Source organism: Streptococcus sp. DD10 (genome assembly GCF_001578805.1).
In the GTDB taxonomy this organism is placed as follows: domain Bacteria; phylum Bacillota; class Bacilli; order Lactobacillales; family Streptococcaceae; genus Streptococcus.
In genome coordinates, this window is record NZ_KQ969157.1 from 410,063 (window position 1) to 412,697 (window position 2,635).

Genomic DNA, 2,635 nt, shown 5'->3' on the forward strand with positions numbered 1-2,635 from the left:
CCCATAACGGTATTTCCGATTCCCATTGTTAAAACGGATGTAAGAGTTGCGGCTGGTGTCGTCAGGGATGTTGGAATAACAGCTGAGTTTCCAACTACCATCTGTATAGCCAAAGCTTCCCCAAATGCACGTGCCATACCAAAAACAACAGCTGTAAAAATCCCGGAACGTGCAGCTTTTAAAGTGACACGCCAGATTGTTTGCCAACGAGTTGCCCCCATAGCCATACTAGCTTCGCGATAATGACGTGGTACTGCTCTAAGACTATCCGTCGTCATAAACGTAACAGTTGGAAGTATCATTACAAAAAGAACAAAAATTCCCGATAAAATACCAAAACCTGTCCCACCAAAAATAGTGCGAACAAAAGGTACAACCACTTGTAAACCGATAAAACCATACACAACTGATGGAATACCAACTAGTAGTTCTATAGCTGGTTGTAAAATTCTAGCTCCACGTGGAGAAACTTCTGTCATGAAGACTGCAGCTCCGATAGCAAAAGGGGTAGCAATTAAAGCAGATAAGATCGTAACAATAAAGGAACCTAAAATCATTGGAAGAGCTCCGAACTCTTTCCCTGATGGATTCCAAGTTGTACCAAATAGGAAACTAAAAATATTCACACCATTGCTAAAGAAAGTAGACAACCCTTTTTGTGCTACAAAAATCAATATCATGGCTACAATAACAACAATCAAAGACAAGCATGCAAAAGTAAGCCATTTCCCAAACTTCTCTAAACGAGAATTTTTCGAAGGAGAAAGTAATTTTTTGGCTAATTCTTCATTTCTCATTGGCTTCCTCCCTCAATCTTGCTAACATTTCCTTGAGCATCTTTCGTGACAGTCATTTCATTAATAGGAATATACCCCATACTATCGACAATACCATTTTGAACCTCGTCTGAAAGCATAAAATCTAAAAATTCTTTTGTGAGACTTTCAGGAGTTCCCTTTGTATACATATGTTCATAGGACCACAACGGCCAATCATTTGTAGAAACGTTTTTTGCAGTTGGCTCAAAATTATTTAGCTTAATCGTTTTAACAGAATCATCCACATAAGCAAAAGCTAAATAAGAAATAGCTCCAGGCGTTTGTGATACGATAGATTTAACCATACCATTTGAATCTTGCTCCTGGCTTTGAATAGCTGACTGACCATTCATGATAATGGAATCAAAAGTAGCACGTGAGCCTGAACTTGCAGCGCGGTTAATGATAGAGATGTCTAAATCTTTCCCTCCAAGGTCCTTCCAGTTGCTAATTTCACCAGTGAAAATCTTACGGAGGTCTTCTGTAGTGATGTTCTCCACATCTACCTCACTATTTACAATAACTGCTAGACCTGCTACTGCTACTCTATGGTCCACTAAGGCTGAAGAATCAATTCCTTCCTTTTCTTCAGCAAAAACATCTGAATTTCCAATTTCAACTGCACCCGATTGCACCTGTGATAGTCCAGTACCAGAACCACCACCTTGAACATTGACTGCTTTCCCGATATTTTTAGAACCAAACTCATCCGCTGCTGCTTCAACTAATGGCTGAAGAGCAGTAGAACCAACTGCCGTCATAGACTCCCCACGATCAATCCAGCTTGAACAGGCTGATAGTGTCCCAGCTGCCAAAATCGTGGCAAAGAGCGTAACAAGCTTTTTACTTTTTTTCACTGTTTTTCTCCTTGAAAATTTATGTGAATCCAATAAGGATTTTCATTCTCTTTCTATTATAGTTTCAAAAATCCCCACAATTCCACTATAACACACTAAGCAACTTTTGACTAGTCTTTTCTACTTAAATCGAAGCCCTTTTGGAAAATAATTTTTTAAAATGTTTCCAGTAACTTTAGCAAATCCTAACCCATTTCCTTTTGCTAAAACTTGATACCATCCATTACTTAAATTTCCAACTAGAGATATTGTCTCACCCCTAGCATAATGTTCAAATTCTATATCAGATATTGAGACAGTGGCTTTCACTTGACTTGGTTTTAAAGCAAGACCTAGCGCAAAACTCGGTTCGAATCGTTTTTTCTTAAAAGTACCGAGATGAAGTCCGTTACGAGCAATTTTTAATTTACTCATATCGGGAAGTCCCTCTGGCAAGAGATAGAGTTGTTCACCAAATGTTTGCAAAGTTCCTGTCAATTTTACATTTAAATGATGTACCATAAAATCTTCCCACAAAGATTTCTGTTCCAACGTTAAATTGGAACGAACAGTCTTTGCTTTTCCTATTTTACTTTCACCATTATAACGGAAATGGGCAATAAACTGCCCTTCCCCTCTAAAATGGTGAGAATACATCCGAGCAGTTTCAGGAAAACCAATTCCATCACTCATTCCATTGATATGAGCTATCGGTATAAGTTCAAAATCATACTCTTCTAATAGCCAGGAAACAATTTCTTCGTTTTCTTCTGGAGACCAGGTACAAGTAGAATAAATCAACTCACTCCCTTTTTTCAACATAGGAATTGCTGCTTTCAAGATATCCTTTTGAAGTGCTGCACACTGACTAGGATAATCCTCTGACCAATATTGAGTTGCATCGGGTTGTTTTCGAAACATCCCTTCACCTGAACAAGGAGCATCTAAAACAATCATATCAAAATACCCCTTGAAAACTTC

3 protein-coding genes are annotated in these 2,635 nt (G+C 38.4%); all 3 read right to left on the reverse strand.

Going from position 1 to position 2,635, the window contains the following annotated elements:
- On the reverse strand, positions 1-797 hold a 797-nt coding region (gene pstC / locus STRDD10_RS01780), incomplete at its 3' end, for a phosphate ABC transporter permease subunit PstC (protein ID WP_231853349.1).
- Positions 794-1,675 (reverse strand): phosphate ABC transporter substrate-binding protein PstS family protein, encoded by an 882-nt coding sequence (locus STRDD10_RS01785; RefSeq protein ID WP_067192621.1) that lies wholly within the window; start codon positions 1,673-1,675, stop codon positions 794-796. The genes pstC and STRDD10_RS01785, both read right to left, overlap by 4 nt.
- Positions 1,676-1,795: 120 nt before the next feature.
- The coding region (locus tag STRDD10_RS01790; RefSeq protein ID WP_197458288.1) for an RsmF rRNA methyltransferase first C-terminal domain-containing protein at positions 1,796-2,635 on the reverse strand (840 nt) is incomplete at its 5' end.